Here is a 15,752-nt window from a genome sequence, read left to right on the forward strand (position 1 = left end):
AATGTACAATCCTATTTACATCGTGGATAGGATCGCCTTTAGTGACCATTAAAAGACTTGGAAAAAAATTAAAGCAATTGAAAACTAAACAATAATAAATACCTGAAGGAGTGAAAAATTCACTATAAAGCTATAATTTAGGGTAACCATTGAAAAAATAAAAACGTTTTGATCTAAGAGAGTGGTTTTGAATGGATAATCTTCAAAAATACAAAACCAAATAACTTGATTAGAGCAAACCGCTGAAATATACCAACATATGAAATATTGTTACTTTCTTTTGGGCTTTATGGCCTTGATGCTAAGCGCTGCCTCTTCTTATGCCACCCACATTAGAGCCGGAGAGATCATTGCCGAAAGAGTTTCTACTCAAACATTGACTTATAAAATAACAGTTGTAGGCTATACCGATACCCGCTCCTCTGTGGTTTTTGGTCCAGGAGAAATAGACTTTGGAGATGGTAGAGTAGAAGTGCTTAACACTGAAAGTGACATTACGAGTACAGAAAACTTGGGAAATGACATTGAAAAAAACACTTTTGTAATTACCCATACCTACCAGGGCCCCGGAACTTACACCATCCGATTCATGGAATTTAACCGGAATGCGAATACCTTAAACATGGATCAATCCGTTGACACCCCTTTTTATATTGAAACCATGATAAATATTGACCCCTTCTTAGGTGTCAATAACTCTCCGGTCCTTACCATTGCCCCTGTAGACAATGGTGCTGTTAATCAAACCTATATTCACAACCCGGGAGCTTATGATCCTGATGGCGACAGTTTAGCTTATGTTTTGGATATCCCCAAACAAGCATTTCAACGTCAAGTAAACAATTACAGAAGCCCTGCATCAAGTGAATTTAGCTTCACGAGACAAGATGGTTCTACTCCTCCAATTTTAGAATTAGACCCTGTTACCGGAGATTTAATTTGGGATGCCCCAGGCATTGCAGGTCAATACAATGTAGCCTTTCGAATTGAAGAATGGCGTCTAGTAGCAGGGGAATGGACACGGATAGGCTATGTTTTGCGAGACATGCAAATAATCGTCGAAAACACCGACAATCGAAGACCTGAATTGATTATGCCTGATGATATTTGTGTAGAAGCCGGTACTGAAATAACAGAAATTTTTCAAGGAATGGACCCTGATGGAGATCCTATTTTAATTGAGGTCTTTGGAGACCCTATTGAAATCACTTCCTCTCCGGCTAGCTATAATCCCATTTCGACCTTTCAGTCCTCTCCCGGCATTGTTAATTTCCAATGGCAAACTGTATGTAGTCATGTAAGGGCCCGAACCTATCAGGTAAGGGTGAGGATAGCAGATGATCCGGATTCCGGTCCCTCCTTGGTGGACATTAAAACATGGAACATCACAGTAGTGGCTCCTCCCCTAGTTTCTTTGGGATTGAGCAAGCACCGGGGAGATCAGTCAATTTGGAGTGGGACCCTTATTCCTGTGCCAACACAGCAGAAACCATGCAGGTTTGGAGAAGGATCAATAGCGATAATTATGAACCTGACTCATGTGAAACAGGCATTAGACCTGGATATGAGCTGGTAGGCACTACAAGCATGGACGAAGTCGAATTTCTTGACAATAACAATGGTATGGGTTTAAGTCCCGGAAATACTTATTGTTACCGATTGGTGGCAGCCTTTCCGGCCCCGAGAAGTGGTGAAAGTTATGTGTCAGATGAAATTTGTATAACCATAGATGTAGACGTACCACTCATCACCAATGTAAGTGTAGAAAAACCAGTACAGACGAAGGTGAAATTTTAGTGAGATGGACACCTCCGTATGACATTGACACCCAGTTGTATCCCGGACCTTACACTTATCAATTGCTGCGAAGTGAAGGATTTTCCGGTACCAATGACCGAACTTCACTAATCACCACCAGCGATACCGTATTCACAGACAGTAATATCAATACTGAAAATCTGGTGTACAATTATCAAGTAATCCTACTCTCTCAGGGAGTAAAAACAGATTCATCCAATACAGCCTCCTCAGTGAGACTAGAACCCACCATTATCAATGAAGCCATTGAGTTAAGTTGGGATTTTGAAGTTTCTTGGAACAATGAAGTTGCCCAATACCCCCATCAGGTTTACAGGAATAGGACGGATGCAAATGCAGCGGATGAAGACACCTTTGTATTGATCGGGGAAGTGGATGTTACACAGAATGGTTTTGTTTTCCTTGATGACGGAAGTCATAACGGAGTACCTTTGGATACCGAAAAGGAGTATTGCTATTATGTAATTACAAATGGAGATTATAATTTAGACATATTGGAATACCCCTTGGCCAATAAATCACAGGTTGTATGTGCAAAACCTGATGATGACAGATTGCCTTGCCCTCCGGTACTTTCCTACGAAGGACCTGAATGCGAAGCCTTTTTAGCAGACAAGCCTTGCAATTTTAGCGACTTCTATCATGACTTAAGTTGGGATCCTGACTTCTCAGGCAATTGTGATACAGAGTTAAATGGCTACAAGATTTATTTCTCTGAAACAGGGGAAGAGGGCACCTTTAGCTTCGTAAAAGATGTTTCGGTAATCAACAATGAAACGAGGATTGAAGGCCTAAATGAACTGAAGGGTTGTTATTATATTACAGCCATTGACCGGTCCGGAAATGAAAGTGAGCCAAGCAATATCGTTTGTATTGATAATTGTCCATATTATGAGCTTCCAAATGTTTTCACGCCAAATGGAGACAATGTGAACGAAACCTTTCAAGCTTTTGACAATCCTTATGCCAAGTGCCCAAGGTTTGTAGAAGCTGTTGCCATCAAAATCTATAACAGATGGGGTGTATTGGTACATGATTACAACAGTGCACAGGCTTCAGAGAACAATATTTTCATCAATTGGGATGGTAAAGACCAAAATGGTAATGATCTTCCTTCTGGCACCTATTACTATGAAGCAATCATTCTTTTTGATGTCTTGGACGCAAACCGTAGGCAGCAAAAAATCAAAGGCACTGTTCAACTGATGAAATAATCAAAGAGTTCAATCTCAAATTTACCCTACCAAGTAGACTTGGAGCTTAAGATTAGTCTTACACCGCTAGGCATAGCTTATTACTCAAGTTAGTAGGGTTGCCAAATTACTAAAAATTGAGCCTACTCAATTTTTTACTTATCTTTGAGCCTTTATTTTAAATTTGAACCAATTACAATGGTAGCTTATATGTTTCCGGGCCAAGGAGCCCAATTCCCAGGCATGGGGAAATCACTTTATGAAAGCAGTTCTGAAGCCAAAGCATTATTTGAAAAGGCCAATGAAATTCTTGGGTTTAGTATAACAGATATCATGTTTGATGGTACCCAAGAAGAATTAAAACAAACCAATGTAACCCAACCGGCCGTTTTTCTTCATTCCGCCATAGCCGCATTAACTGCTTCTAACTTTAATCCCGACATGGTAGCAGGCCATTCCTTAGGGGAATTTTCTGCCCTTGTAGCCAATAAAGCATTAAAATTTGAGGACGCATTAAAACTGGTCCACCAAAGGGCCCTCGCCATGCAAGAAGCTTGTGAAATCAACCCTTCAACTATGGCAGCAATCCTTGGTTTAGCTGATGAGAAAGTAGAAGAAATTTGTGCTTCCATTGAAGGACAAATAGTTGTAGCAGCCAATTACAATTGCCCGGGGCAGTTGGTGATTTCAGGAAGTCTAGAAGGGATACAAATTGCCTGTGAGCAATTAAAAGAAGCCGGTGCTAAGCGGGCACTTCCTTTACCGGTGGGAGGCGCTTTCCATTCACCATTAATGGAGCCTGCCAAACTAAAGCTGGAAGCTGCCATTAATGCTACTACTTTTTCTGACCCGATTTGCCCTGTCTATCAAAACGTAAGCACCACAGCTGTTAGCGATATAGATTCCATCAAGGCCAATTTAATTGCCCAGCTTACAGCTCCTGTCAAGTGGACCCAGTCTGTACAAAACATGATCAAGGATGGTTCTTCTCAATTTATAGAATGTGGACCCGGAAAAGTATTGCAAGGATTGGTGAAAAAGATCAATAGAGAAGTAGAAACCAAATCACTCGATTAGTTTATTCTATTTAGCAATAACTTGAGAAAAAAGGCTATTCTCCAATGATGGAAAACAGCCTTTTTTCTATTGGCTTTTAGCCCATATATTGCTAAATTCCTAGTGCTAAAAGAAGATCAATCAATCTATTAAATAACCGGGGTTAATTGTCAAGCTTACCTCTTGGCAATTACTAAGTTTATTTTTACCCCTCCTTTTGCCAAACCTTCACTTTTAATTTATCTTCACACTTTTGCATTAATTCTAAGGAAGACTTCCCAAACTGAGGATGAATAAATTCCGGTAATACTTCTGCCAAAGGAACGAGCACAAAGTTTCTTGAGGTCAAATGAGGATGTGGCACTTTCAGTCTTTCGGTATTAATGATTTCATTGTCAAAATACAGAATGTCAATATCCATGGTTCTATCTCCCCACTTCACCCCACGCTTCCTGCCCAATTGATTTTCAATTTGTTGGATAAAATTCAAGCATTCCTCCGCCTTCATAGACGTTCTCAAAACAAGCACCTGATTTAAATAGGCCCCATGCGAATTCCCTCCCCAAGCGGCTGTATGATAGATTGAAGACGCCTTTTCCAAGTCCATTTTTTGGGCGAGTAGTTGCATTGCTTTGTTTAGCAAGGCAAGCTTATCTCCCCTATTTCCTCCTAAGCCCAATACTACCTGATGCATAAAGAATTAATTAAATCAAAACCCACAGTTTTGTGAAAAATAGGTTAATTTTGAAGATTATTAAAAGAGAGCAAAGATATGAAATTTTTGAGCAATGTATTGGCCGTCATTGTTGGTCTGCTAATTTTCTGGGTAATAGGTTTCTTTTTATTGGCCGGAATTATCGCTATTGGATCCAGTGGAGATCAAGCAACTATTGAAGAAAATTCAGTGCTACACATAAAGCTTAACGGTATTCCTATTGTAGAAAGCGCACCTGATGATGATATTGGTTTACCAACCCTACCCTATCTTGGGAATACTACCACTATAGGGCTCAATCAAATAATAAAAGCCATCCGCACAGCTGAAGAAAATGACGATATCAAGGGGATTTACTTGGAAAGCGGTATGCTTTCGGCGGGTCAGGCCCATATTCTAGAAATTAGAAATGCGCTTAAGGAGTTTAGAAATAGCGGAAAATTTATTATTTCTTATTCTGAGTACTATACTGAGCCTGGTTACTTTCTTAGTTCCGTCGCAGATGAAATCTACGTCAACCCCATAGGGGATGTCGAGTTCAATGGTCTGGCAAGTGCGCCGGTTTTCTTCAAAGGCCTATTTGAAAAACTAGAGATTGAACCTGTAATATTTAGAGTAGGTGAATTTAAAAGCGCCGTTGAACCATTCATTTTAAAGAAAATGAGTGAAGAAAACCAACTTCAGACCAAACAATACCTCAATGACATCAACAATGTACTTGTGGAGAGTGTAGCTGAAAGTCGTCAGCTTGACCTAGAAAAGATGAGAGAGGTTAATGATGGCATGTTGGTAAGAAATGCCCAAGATGCGCTTGACTACAAATTGGTCGACGGACTTTGGTATGATGATCAGGTAAAAACACGGTTGAAGGAAAAGTTGGGTTTGTCTGAAGACAGCAAGGAAATCAATAGCATTGGTATCACAGGAATCAATCAAACTGCAAAAGCAAAAAATCGCCTTTCTGAAAACACCATAGCTCTTATCATTGCTGATGGTGAGATAGTAGGAGGAGAGGCATTAGATCAAATTAGTTCTGATCGATTTTTAAAAGAAATCAGGAAAGCCAGAAAAAATGAGGATGTGAAAGCCATAGTAATTAGAATTAACTCGCCCGGAGGCTCGGTCATTGCTTCTGAGGTAATTTGGAGGGAACTTTCGGAAGCCCAAAAAGAAAAGCCATTGATCGCTTCCATGTCCAACTATGCTGCATCCGGAGGCTATTATATAGCTGCACCGGCAGACACCATCGTGGCCTATCCCAACACCATTACCGGATCTATTGGTATTTTTGGTTTATGGTTTAATGCCAAGGGATTCTTGAACAACAAACTTGGCATTACTACAGATGAAGTCAAAACAGGACAATATTCGAACTTACTCGACCCGACGAAAACTATTTCAGAAACAGAAAAAGCCATCATGCAAAAAAAGGTAGAAGAAGGTTATGATACTTTTATTAGCAGAGTTTCTGAAGGCCGAAAGATGAGCAAAGAGCAAGTGTTAGCCATTGCCGGCGGCAGGGTTTGGTCCGGTAAAATGGCCAAAGAAAAAGGTTTGGTAGATGTTCTTGGAGGTTTTGATGATGCCATCGAGATTGCAGCGAAAAAAGCCGGCATAGAGGAGGATTACAAATTGGTGGTTTACCCTAAACAAAAGAGCATGTTAGAACAGATTATGGAAGATTTTGGCACTGATGTAGAAAGCACCTACCAACGCATCAAAATGGGTCAATCCTATGAAATCTTTAAAACTCTTGAAAAACTCGAAAAACTGCAAGGCAGGATGGTGCTTTTACCTTTTCAATCAGAAATTAAATAACTAAACATAACAATGAATATTTCCAACTTTTCAGGATTTAAAGCACCCATTTTCAATCTATCAATTTTAAAAATTCAAGTAGCACTATTCTTACTGATTGGAATTCAGGTCCCCGAAGGATTTACCCAGGAAACCTACAATATCGCTACCTATAACATTCGCTATGCCAACCAAAATGATGAGGGCAATTTATGGGAAGACAGAGCCCCACATTTGATAAACTTGATACAATTCCATGAAATGGACATCATTGGAACCCAAGAGGGATTGTTTAACCAGCTTGAAATGGTTAAAGAAGGTTTAAATTTCCCCTATATTGGTGTGGGAAGAGATACAGGAAAGAAGGAAGGAGAGTTTAGTGCTGTATTTTATAACCCCGAAAAATTCACTTTAATTGAGCAGAATACTTTTTGGCTTTCTCCTACTCCAGAAAAACCCTCTAAAGGCTGGGATGCCTCATTGAACCGGGTTTGTTCTTGGGCTAAATTCAAAACCCAAGATGGCCAGGAATTCTATGTTTTCAATGTTCACTATGACCACAGAGGACAAAAAGAAAGGGAAGAAAGCAGCAAGTTATTGCTTAAAAAATCAAATCTATCAACAAAGATAATCTCCCATGTATTCTTACAGGAGATTTTAATATAGAGGATGACAATCCTGCCTACGATGAAATCACCAAGGGGAATCTAATGAAAGACAGTAAAAAAGAATCTTTACTCCCTCCTTATGGGCCATTGGGTACCTTTACCGGGTTTAAATGGGATATGTTACCCGATAGGAGAATAGATTACATTTTTGTCAACAATAAAGTAAAAACGCTTCACCACGGAACCATATCGGATAATTATGGCAAAAAATACCCTTCTGATCATTTCCCGGTAATGGTAAAAGTTCAACTGGGAAATTAACGGTCTTACAGCAATTCATCGTCTTTCCACTTGCAAAAAGTAGATAACTTTTGGTAATCCTTATCTATAAAGGTGCGCCAAAAAGTATTAATGTATTATTTTTGCACCTCAAAATGATTTAAAATGGCACTACCTACCAAATATACTCCCTCAAATACTGAATCTAAATGGTACCAATACTGGATGGAACAAGGAATGTTTCATTCAGAACCGGACGGTAATAAAGAACCTTATTCAATTGTAATCCCCCCACCCAATGTCACAGGTGTACTCCACATGGGGCATATGTTAAACAACACCATCCAAGATATCCTTGTAAGGAAAGCGAGAATGGAAGGCAAAAATGCCTGTTGGGTTCCCGGTACTGACCATGCTTCCATAGCCACTGAGGCAAAGGTGGTGGCCATGTTAAAAGAAAAAGGGATAGAGAAAAATCACTTAACAGAGAATCTTTTCTAACCCATGCTTGGGAATGGAAAGAAAAATATGGTGGAATTATTCTTGAACAACTCAAAAAATTAGGTGCATCTTGTGACTGGGAAAGAACGCGTTTCACCATGGACAAGGACCTCAGTGAGGCTGTCATCAATGTATTTGTTGACCTACATAAAAAAGGGAAAATTTATAGGGGTATAAGAATGGTCAACTGGGACCCTAAGGGTCGGACGGCACTTTCTGATGATGAGGTAATCTTCAAAGAAATTTCTTCAAAGCTTTACTATATCAATTATAATATTGAAGGTGAAGATGAATACCTTACCATAGCCACCACCAGACCGGAAACCATAATGGCGGATGTGGCCATATGTATTCATCCGGATGACCCCAGATTTTCACATCTAAAAGGGAAAAAGCAGTAATTCCATTGATCAATAAACCCATTCCAATTATTGAAGATGCCTATGTGGACATGGAGTTTGGTACCGGTTGTTTAAAAATCACACCGGCCCATGATATCAATGATTACGAGATTGGAATAAGGCATCAACTTGAAGTCATCGATATTTTGAGCGATGACGGAACCTTAAATGAAAAAGCTCAGCTGCTTGTAGGTGAGGACCGATTTATTGCGAGAAAAAAGATAGCCAAGCTATTAAAAGAGGCCGGCCAACTCAACAAGGAAGAAGCTTATACATCTAATGTAGGGCATTCTGAACGAACAGATGCAGTAATTGAGCCCAAATTATCCATGCAGTGGTTTTTGAACATGGAGGAGATTACCCAACCTGCGCTTAAGGCTGTGATGGATGATAGCGTAAAGCTATTCCCGCCCAAATTTAAAAACATGTACAAAAGTTGGATGGAAAACGTAAGGGATTGGTGCATTTCAAGACAACTTTGGTGGGGCCATCAAATCCCTGCATACTACCTTCCTAATGGAGAATATGTGGTAGCATCAACCATAGAAGAAGCAGTCCAACTGGCCAACGAAAATCATGAAGGAGAATTCACTGCTTCAGACCTAAGGCAAGATGAGGATGTTTTGGACACCTGGTTTTCGTCATGGCTATGGCCTATTTCAGTTTTTGATCCTGACTTTTTCAAAACAGGTAAAAAAAATGAAGACCTTGCTTATTACTATCCTACCAATGATTTGGTAACAGCACCGGAAATATTATTTTTCTGGGTGGCACGAATGATAATTGCAGGCTATGAGTACACGGGAGAGAAACCATTTAGAAATGTTTATTTAACAGGGATTGTAAGGGATAAACTCGGCAGAAAAATGTCCAAATCACTAGGCAACTCACCTGACCCACTGGAGTTAATTGAGAAATATGGTGCAGATGGAGTGAGGACAGGAATGCTTTTCAGTAGTCCTGCAGGAAATGATCTTCCGTATGACGAAAAACTTGTAGAGCAAGGGAGAAATTTCTGCAATAAAATATGGAATGCCTACCGTTTGATCGAGGGATGGGAAGTAACTGAGAAAGCAGATACAAACAATGACACTGCCATTGCTTGGTTTGAAAACCGATTCAACCAAGCTCTTCATGAGATTACAGATCACTTTCAGAAATTCCGAATTTCGGATGCCTTGATGTCTGTTTATAAATTAATTTGGGATGACTTTTGCTCCTGGTATCTGGAAATGATTAAACCTGAATACCAAGCACCGATCGACAAGGCCACAAAAGAGCAGACCATTGTTTTCTTCGAAAACCTTATGAAGGTCTTACACCCATTTATGCCCTTCATTACCGAGGAGCTTTGGCAGCAATTGGGTGACAGGAAAGAAGGGGAAGCCATCATGATCTCCTCTTGGCCTGAATTGGGAGAATTTGACAGCAAAATTATTGAAGAAGCTGCCAAAGTATTTGAAATTGTATCCCAAATTCGAAATGTCAGGGCTTCCAAAGGGATTTCTCCTAAAGAAGCTTTTGAACTGACCATTCACACCTCCGACACAAGTTTATACGATGGATATGGTGAAATTATTTCAAAATTGGCGAATATATCCAGTATCCAATTTGGGGAGAACGTAGCCAATTCGGTTAGCTTTGTGGTAAAATCAGATGAATTTTTTATTCCATTGAATGAAAAGATCGACCTTGACCAAGAAAGAGAAAACCTTCAGAAGGAATTGGATTACACCTTAGGATTCTTAAAAGCTGTTTCTAAAAAACTAGAAAATGAGCGTTTTGTCAACCATGCCCCTGAGGCTGTCGTTGCTAGGGAAAAGAAAAAGATGGAGGATGCTAAATCTAAAGTTAAAGCCTTAGAAGACAATATTAAAAAGCTTGGCTAAAAAGAAACTCCTTTAATTTCAGATATAAATAGCCTTTCTATACTATATCTGGAATTAAAGGAGTTAAATATTCAGGATAAACTTAGGTTTATTTTTTTTATTTTACAGTCCTAAAAGTTTTGTCATAAAGCTCTACAGCATCTGTAATGATTCGCATGGCATCTTCTTTACCAAGAAAATCCTCAACTTTCACTTCTTTATTTTCGAGTTTCTTATAATCCTCAAAAAATCTGTGTGTTTCTTTCATCAAATGTGGAGGAAGTTCTGAAATATCCTCGTAATAATTTACGGACTGATCGTCAGCAGCAACAGCAATAATTTTATCATCTGCCTCTCCCCCATCAATCATTCTCATTACGCCTATAACTTTGGCTTTGACAAGCGTCATCGAAGGTATATCAATCTGGGAAATAATTAATATATCCAGTGGATCACGGTCCTCACAGAATGTCTGAGGGATGAAACCATAATTTGCCGGATAATGGACTGCTGAAAAAAGCACTCGATCCAACAAAAGCATACCTGATTTTTTATCAAGTTCATACTTACCTTTACTTCCTTTGGGTATCTCAATTACTCCCGTTACGTATTCCGGTGAGTCGTCCCCAATACTTACATCATGCCAAGGGTTAATCATAAAAAAACATCTTAATTGATAAAACTAATGTTGCAAATTACCTCCATTTTATATCTCAACAAAGGAATTAATAAAATTTAAAAAGGATTTCAAGATATTCAAGCTAACCGGACAGTAGAAAATTGCGAACTTTATTCAAAAACATTCCTAAACCAATAGTCCGAGAAAAAGAAAACACTATAAATAACACTGTGTCAAAGCTCTAGCAAATTTGGAAGATGTACAAGGACCTCTGTACCATTTCCGGGAGTTGAATTCAGTTCTACTTTTCCTTTGAGTTGCTCTATAGATTCTTTAACCATATAGAGCCCAAGACCTGAGCCAACATTTCTCTGGGTGGCTCGATGAAAAAGATTAAACACATCATTTTTATGTCTTTCTTCAATCCCTATTCCATTATCAGAAATATGGATCACTGCTGTTTCTTGATTTGCCTTTATGTCAATTCTTATCCATTTACCGGGTTCATCCTTTTGAAACTTAAAGGCGTTACTGAATAAATTATTAAGGATGACCCTAATTTTTGATTCATCCGAATGAAAAGATTCCTCTTGTTCTATCGCCACACATAATTCAATCCCTGTAAGGTTCCATTTTGCTTTATATTCAGCTAGCAATTGGTCTAGAATCCCATTGAAATTGATGGCTACAACTTTATTTTCAATTTTTGTGGACCTGTAAAAATCCAGCATTTTATAAATAAAGTCATCCAATTTCAATGTGGCAGAATCAATCATTTCAAAATATTCAATGATCCCCGGATCTGAAACTTCCATTTTGGCAAGCTTGGATATCCCCGAAATACTCATGAGCGGGCCACGCAATTCGTGTGACAAACTGTATACAAACTGATTCATTTCAGAATGCAGCTTCTGCAATCGTGTATTTTTTCTTTTAATTCCTTTCTTGCGTCAAATATTTCAGCTGCATTTAAAATTGCATTTTTTATTTGCTCAATATTCCAGGGTTTATCAATAAAACGATAAACCTCACCTCTATTGATGGCGTCTATAACACTTGAAATATCCGAATAACCGGTTAATAATATTCTAATAGGGTCGGGGTTAATTTCAACAAGCTTTTCGAAAAACTCAACGCCTGTCATTCCAGGCATCCTTTGATCAGCAATGACCACCTGAAATTCATAATTTTTTGCAAGGATCAGCCCCTCCTCAGCATCCATAGCTGTTTGCACTTTAAACTCTTTCCTCAATGCTGCCTTGAATGAATTCAGATTATTATCCTCATCATCAATGTACAGCACATCGATCCTTTTCCTCATCTGTTATCCTTTTTGGTTAACCGGCAATCCTATATAAAAAACTGTCCCTACATTTTCTTCAGATTCTACCTCTAAGGTTCCTTTATGGTTCTCTAATATAATGGTATACACAATAGAGAGTCCAAGCCCAGTACCTTTGCCAACTGCTTTAGTGGTAAAAAATGGGTCAAAAATCTTCTCTTTGACACTTTCCGGCATTCCTATACCGTTATCCTTGATTTCAATCATAACAAATCCATTTTTAAAGGAAGTGTTAATCGTTAGTTCAGGTTCTCTACCTTCAATAGGATGATCCAGAAGGGCATGAATGGCATTACTAATGATATTCATAAAAACCTGATTTATTTTTCCTGCAAGGCATTCTACCATAGGAATTTCCTCGTAGTTTTTATTCACTTTAATCCTACCAGAAATAGTACTATTAAGTAAGATCAATGTACTATCCAATCCTTCTCGTAGGTCAACTTCTTTGACATCTTGCTCATCTACCCGCGAAAACAATTTCAATCCACGAACAATCTCTACAGTCCTTTTGGCACCGTCTTCCATCCCGGTAAGCAATTGATCCACTTCTTCTAAAAGGTATTCAAACTCAATATCTTCTTCCAGTTCTTCAATCTCCTCTTTACTTTCTTCTGAAAATTCCAATTTACCTTTCTCTCGATAAACATCCATCAACTCTAAAATATCCTTCATATCTCTCTTTAGTGGTGATATATTGGAACTTACAAAGTTAATGGGATTATTAATCTCGTGTGCAATACCCGCTGTTAACTGACCCAAAGAGGCCATTTTCTCTTGATTCACAAGTTGGGTTTGTGTATTTTGAAGGTTTTTGAGCGTCAATTCCAGTTCTTCTGTTCTAGACTTAACCATTTTTTCCAAGTAAATGTTTTGCTCTTTTATCAACCTTTCATTTTCTTTTACCGCTTCCAACTTATCTATTTGCTCTTTTTCTTTCTCTTTCTTTAATATATTGATTTTATCAGCCAAAGCAAAAGAAAGTAATAGGGCTTCTATAGCTGTTCCCGCCAATAATGGGGCATTGGCAAAGGAACCCAGATTAATGATCATCAAATTATGAAGGATATAGACCACCAAGCCAATCAACAAAAAGCTCCAAGCCAACAAAAAGAAGTAGGCTGATCGATACCCCCTTTTGCCGCAATTATTCCAATGGTAAAGAAGCAAATGGCTAAAATTAAACCATTTAAATCCATTATTGAATAACTGATCTCAATTACACCTAACACCCTTAATACCAGGGCAACTACATAGGAAATAGGGATGAGGTAAAGGTATTTCTCGTATTTCGGCACATATTCATCCGTTTTTAAAAAAGCTGGATGAAAGGAATTACAAAGATACTCGATAAAGTAGTAAAGCCTATGATACTAATTTCGTAGAGAAAGGCATTCTCGCCGAGAAGAAAGAATGAATGTCCGGAAATTGATAGTTGGGCCAAGGCAATAAACAATATATAAAAACAATAGAATAAATAAACTTTGTCTTTTACCGAAAAATAAAGTATTAAATTATAGATAAAAAGGGCAATCATTATCCCAAAGTAAACACTAATGATAATGAGCCTAAAACTAAAATTTTTAAAATAAGAGGAATAAGGGAAAATATAAGCCTCAAATTTTAAGGGGACTTGAGAAGCTATTCTTAACACAATTGATGGATTGAGCTCACCATCAAGTCTAATGTTAAAAAAGGGATTGGGGTTTTTCAACGGGTTTGAATTCCCAACCATGGTGCCCGCAATTTCTTTATAAACAAGATTACCTTCCTTATCGAACCGAAACATTTCTACCTCCCTAAGCCCCGGGTTAGTCAGTTCAAGGATGTAGAGGCTATCTGAATTCAGCCAATTAAAGTCATTGAGATCAAGTTTAACAAACAAATTTTCACTAATTGCGCCTAAATCAATTCCTCCATAGACGGTAGAATCAAAGGTATCTAAGTTTGATTCATTGTTTAAAGAGGTATTATCCCCTACATAATAGGTGTAATGGCTAAATTTTAATTCGTCCTCCTGCTTCAGCATCCCTAAAAAATAGATGGTAGGGATGATAAGCACCACCAATAATAAAAATGTTAAAGCGGCATATTTAAAATAGGGATTATTCTTTTTCATTGTCTGGCTTTGGGACTTGAAGTTCAAACTGTAATTCCATTTCCCCTTTCGGACCACTCTCTACAGTATTAAAATTTATTTTATTCCTCAATTCAAAAATGTAATCTCTTTCAGCTTCTTGGGCCTGAGATAATTCATTAATGTCATTTATTTCCAAGGCTGTAGCTATTAATCCTTCTTTGGGATAGTAAAAGGAGCCTTTGTCGCCTAACCCTGTAATAATTTCATAACCTACACTTTTAGATATACTTAAAGTCACAGGAGAACTTAATCCAAATAGCTTTTTTAAATCCAATTGGGGAAGAATTGCGATCCCGACCCGAACCAAATAGATGCTACCTATCCCATATCCTGCTACCTCTCTACTGTTCCAAAGTCCACAATATTCAGCCACTTCCAAATCTTTAAACTCTGAAAGATAATCTTCAATCTTTGGATCAATATCTTTGATGGCCAATTCAAATGGAAGGGGAAATTTTCTGTTCTAAGCTGAATTCTTCCACCACCCAAAATTCTTTGATCGTCCATAGATTCAAAAAGGATGAGATATACATGAGGATTAAGAGCCCATGATCTATCAGCTGATGTTACTTTAGTTATTCCATAAGATTCCAAAACCTTATGGTGACCAAAAATGTACTTCTCTGTAGCCTCGACATCATCTATTGCCCTAACTATCCTTACTCTAACTTTCATTAAAATTGATTATCTTGTCTAAATCAACATAAAACCTTCCTGAATCAATTTTTTGATCCAATAATAATAGTCTTGCATAATGGCAACAAGCCGCCCCTCCTAAAAAAACAGAAGATGCTAATTGTGGCCATGATGTAATGGATTTCCCTAGCTCAGAAAAACTAAATTTCACCCTTGGTGAAAGATTATCAAACTGCAACAATGACATCATCATCTCTTTGCCACTCTCAGGTAATCTTGACATAATTTTTTCCTCTGGCCCAAATTCTGCCAATAAACCATGAAAGATTAATCGATCGGGTTCCAAATCAAACCTCTCGATATCCATCATACCACGGTCACTTGTATCCATTAAAACAGGTATTTTAAGCGCCTTCGCTTTGATTCTACTCAAGAGCTTAATCGGTAAACTATCACATTCTTCAATCAATAGATCCATTTTTCCGTTTAAGTTAAAAAAATCATTGATATTATCCTCAATAATCCCTTCATTATATAAAGTAACTTTCAAATAGGGGTCAATTTCAGCTATTTCTCTTGCAACTATCCATGATTTCTTCAATCCGATGTTATAAATTCCAGTTCTTATCCGATTCATATTACTCAAATCCAAGGTATCGAAATCAGCAATTCTAATCTCTCCAAAACACCTTTCCATTGCCAAGCTTAAAGCAACGCTTTGCCCCACAGAAAGACCAATTATTCCGACAATTTTTTTGTAGCAACTCTTGTTCTTCATC

At 38.2% G+C, this 15,752-nt stretch carries 14 protein-coding genes and 2 pseudogenes; 7 read left to right on the forward strand and 9 right to left on the reverse strand.

Going from position 1 to position 15,752, the window contains the following annotated elements; all coding sequences use genetic code 11:
- The first annotated feature begins 259 nt into the window (after positions 1-259).
- A pseudogene (locus WG932_RS15570) lies at positions 260-3,032 on the forward strand (T9SS type B sorting domain-containing protein).
- Positions 3,033-3,209: 177 nt separating this feature from the next.
- Complete coding sequence (gene fabD / locus WG932_RS15575) at positions 3,210-4,088, forward strand: ACP S-malonyltransferase (protein ID WP_339678477.1); 879 nt, start codon at positions 3,210-3,212, stop codon at positions 4,086-4,088.
- Positions 4,089-4,272: 184 nt separating this feature from the next.
- Here fabD and folK read toward each other — a convergent pair whose 3' ends face one another.
- Positions 4,273-4,761 carry a 2-amino-4-hydroxy-6-hydroxymethyldihydropteridine diphosphokinase gene (folK, locus tag WG932_RS15580; RefSeq protein ID WP_339678479.1) on the reverse strand — a complete coding sequence of 163 codons (489 nt, stop codon included), beginning with the start codon at positions 4,759-4,761 and terminating at the stop codon, positions 4,273-4,275.
- Between the two features lie 78 nt (positions 4,762-4,839).
- Here folK and sppA point away from each other — a divergent pair, with 78 nt between their 5' ends.
- From sppA to WG932_RS15605, 5 genes and pseudogenes are all read left to right on the forward strand, one after another.
- Positions 4,840-6,600: a signal peptide peptidase SppA gene (gene sppA, locus WG932_RS15585; RefSeq protein WP_339678481.1), complete on the forward strand. Its 1,761-nt coding sequence runs from the start codon at positions 4,840-4,842 to the stop codon at positions 6,598-6,600.
- A 12-nt stretch (positions 6,601-6,612) separates the two neighbouring features.
- The gene (locus WG932_RS15590; protein ID WP_483084643.1) at positions 6,613-7,245 is read left to right on the forward strand and encodes an endonuclease/exonuclease/phosphatase family protein; all 633 of its coding nucleotides are present in this window, start codon (positions 6,613-6,615) and stop codon (positions 7,243-7,245) included.
- Positions 7,242-7,508, forward strand: coding sequence for a hypothetical protein (locus WG932_RS15595; protein ID WP_483088661.1), 267 nt, complete (start codon positions 7,242-7,244; stop codon positions 7,506-7,508). The genes WG932_RS15590 and WG932_RS15595 overlap by 4 nt, the downstream gene beginning before the upstream one ends.
- 195 nt (positions 7,509-7,703) lie before the next feature.
- Positions 7,704-8,368, forward strand: a pseudogene (locus WG932_RS15600) (class I tRNA ligase family protein).
- Between the two features lie 5 nt (positions 8,369-8,373).
- Positions 8,374-10,257, forward strand: coding sequence for a valine--tRNA ligase (locus tag WG932_RS15605; protein ID WP_483084644.1), 1,884 nt, complete (start codon positions 8,374-8,376; stop codon positions 10,255-10,257).
- Positions 10,258-10,354: 97 nt separating this feature from the next.
- Here WG932_RS15605 and WG932_RS15610 read toward each other — a convergent pair whose 3' ends face one another.
- The 8 genes from WG932_RS15610 to WG932_RS15645 form a co-directional block, all read right to left on the reverse strand.
- The gene (locus tag WG932_RS15610; RefSeq protein ID WP_014018982.1) at positions 10,355-10,894 is read right to left on the reverse strand and encodes an inorganic diphosphatase; all 540 of its coding nucleotides are present in this window, start codon (positions 10,892-10,894) and stop codon (positions 10,355-10,357) included.
- A 194-nt stretch (positions 10,895-11,088) separates the two neighbouring features.
- Complete coding sequence (locus WG932_RS15615) at positions 11,089-11,751, reverse strand: sensor histidine kinase (protein ID WP_483084645.1); 663 nt, start codon at positions 11,749-11,751, stop codon at positions 11,089-11,091.
- Positions 11,748-12,176 (reverse strand): response regulator, encoded by a 429-nt coding sequence (locus WG932_RS15620; protein ID WP_483084646.1) that lies wholly within the window; start codon positions 12,174-12,176, stop codon positions 11,748-11,750. Before WG932_RS15620 ends, WG932_RS15615 begins: the two co-directional genes overlap by 4 nt.
- A gap of 3 nt (positions 12,177-12,179) precedes the next feature.
- A complete protein-coding gene (locus WG932_RS15625; RefSeq protein ID WP_483084647.1) occupies positions 12,180-13,367 on the reverse strand; it encodes a sensor histidine kinase in 1,188 nt (395 codons plus the stop codon).
- Positions 13,283-13,495 carry a hypothetical protein gene (locus tag WG932_RS15630; protein WP_483088763.1) on the reverse strand — a complete coding sequence of 71 codons (213 nt, stop codon included), beginning with the start codon at positions 13,493-13,495 and terminating at the stop codon, positions 13,283-13,285. Before WG932_RS15630 ends, WG932_RS15625 begins: the two co-directional genes overlap by 85 nt.
- A gap of 14 nt (positions 13,496-13,509) precedes the next feature.
- Complete coding sequence (locus tag WG932_RS15635) at positions 13,510-14,316, reverse strand: 7TM-DISM domain-containing protein (RefSeq protein WP_483084648.1); 807 nt, start codon at positions 14,314-14,316, stop codon at positions 13,510-13,512.
- On the reverse strand, positions 14,303-14,773 hold the full coding sequence (locus WG932_RS15640) for a hypothetical protein (RefSeq protein WP_483084649.1): 471 nt from the start codon (positions 14,771-14,773) through the stop codon (positions 14,303-14,305). Before WG932_RS15640 ends, WG932_RS15635 begins: the two co-directional genes overlap by 14 nt.
- Before the next feature lie 228 nt (positions 14,774-15,001).
- The gene (locus WG932_RS15645) at positions 15,002-15,751 is read right to left on the reverse strand and encodes a ThiF family adenylyltransferase (protein ID WP_483084650.1); all 750 of its coding nucleotides are present in this window, start codon (positions 15,749-15,751) and stop codon (positions 15,002-15,004) included.
- Position 15,752 lies beyond the last annotated feature (1 nt).

The organism is Cyclobacterium sp. SOCE241 (assembly GCF_056867545.1).

Coding starts and splice junctions, on each gene's coding strand:
- fabD (WP_339678477.1), top strand. CDS start 3,210: ATGGTAGCTTATATGTTTCCGGGCCAAGGAGCCCAATTCCCAGGCATG.
- folK (WP_339678479.1), bottom strand. CDS start 4,761: ATGCATCAGGTAGTATTGGGCTTAGGAGGAAATAGGGGAGATAAGCTT.
- sppA (WP_339678481.1), top strand. CDS start 4,840: ATGAAATTTTTGAGCAATGTATTGGCCGTCATTGTTGGTCTGCTAATT.
- WG932_RS15590 (WP_483084643.1), top strand. CDS start 6,613: ATGAATATTTCCAACTTTTCAGGATTTAAAGCACCCATTTTCAATCTA.
- WG932_RS15610 (WP_014018982.1), bottom strand. CDS start 10,894: ATGATTAACCCTTGGCATGATGTAAGTATTGGGGACGACTCACCGGAA.
- WG932_RS15615 (WP_483084645.1), bottom strand. CDS start 11,751: ATGAATCAGTTTGTATACAGTTTGTCACACGAATTGCGTGGCCCGCTC.
- WG932_RS15620 (WP_483084646.1), bottom strand. CDS start 12,176: ATGAGGAAAAGGATCGATGTGCTGTACATTGATGATGAGGATAATAAT.
- WG932_RS15635 (WP_483084648.1), bottom strand. CDS start 14,316: ATGAAAAAGAATAATCCCTATTTTAAATATGCCGCTTTAACATTTTTA.
- WG932_RS15645 (WP_483084650.1), bottom strand. CDS start 15,751: ATGAAGAACAAGAGTTGCTACAAAAAAATTGTCGGAATAATTGGTCTT.